The organism is Aureimonas sp. D3 (assembly GCF_001463805.1).
Classification (GTDB): Bacteria; Pseudomonadota; Alphaproteobacteria; order Rhizobiales; family Rhizobiaceae; genus Aureimonas; species Aureimonas ureilytica_A.
In genome coordinates, this window is record NZ_BBWM01000040.1 from 1 (window position 1) to 770 (window position 770).

At 67.7% G+C, this 770-nt stretch carries 1 protein-coding gene; it reads right to left on the reverse strand.

What is annotated here, in order from left to right; translation table 11 throughout:
• A partial coding sequence (locus tag AUL36_RS12435; RefSeq protein WP_062221179.1) for a DJ-1/PfpI family protein occupies positions 1-667 on the reverse strand: 667 nt, incomplete at its 3' end.
• Positions 668-770 lie beyond the last annotated feature (103 nt).

The following is a 770-nucleotide window of genomic DNA, read 5'->3' on the forward strand; positions in this document are numbered from 1 at the left end:
GGTCGAGCAGCGGCGCGATCTCTGACTGGTGGCGCGCGGGAACAGGACGTTCCAGAAACTGCGCCTGCCCGCCGGTGCGGTGGGCCGGCATCACCAGCCGCCGTGCCACGGAGTTGGCGGCCTCCATGCCGAAGTCCTGCCGGACGATGTCGATCAGGAGGTCGATGCCGGCAGCGCTCCCCGCCGAGGTGAGGATGCGCCCGTGCGAGCGGTAGAGCGAGGCATCGTCCACCGCAACGGCGGGAAACCTCGTTCGCAGCGCCTTCGCGTAGCGCCAGTGCGTCGTTGCCGTGCCACCGTCGAGGAGGCCCGTCGCAGCCAGAACGAACGCGCCCGAACAGATGGACGCAAGCCGCGCACCACGGTCATGGGCTTGGCGGAGGCGATCGACCAGATTGCCGGGTACGAGCTCGTTCGCACCCTTCCAGCCGGGGACGACGATGATGTCGGCTTGGTCGAGAAGGTCGATGCCGTACTCGGGCGTCACCAAGAACCCGCCATGGGCACGCAGCGGCCCGTCCTCGACCGCGCAACTGGCGAAACGATACCAGCCCTCGCCCATCTCAGGGCGGGCGAGGCCGAAGACCTCGGCGACGATCCCGAACTCGAAGGTGCAGAGGCCGTCGTAGAGGAGGGCGACGACGAGGGGGCCGGACGTGTTTGGCATGATCTTCCCGTACTCTGACCTTTCGGCCAATTGCAAGGGACGGGAGAGTACGGCGACATGGGCGCGTGTCCAGATCAGGAGCATGCCATGCCCAGCGCCGTCA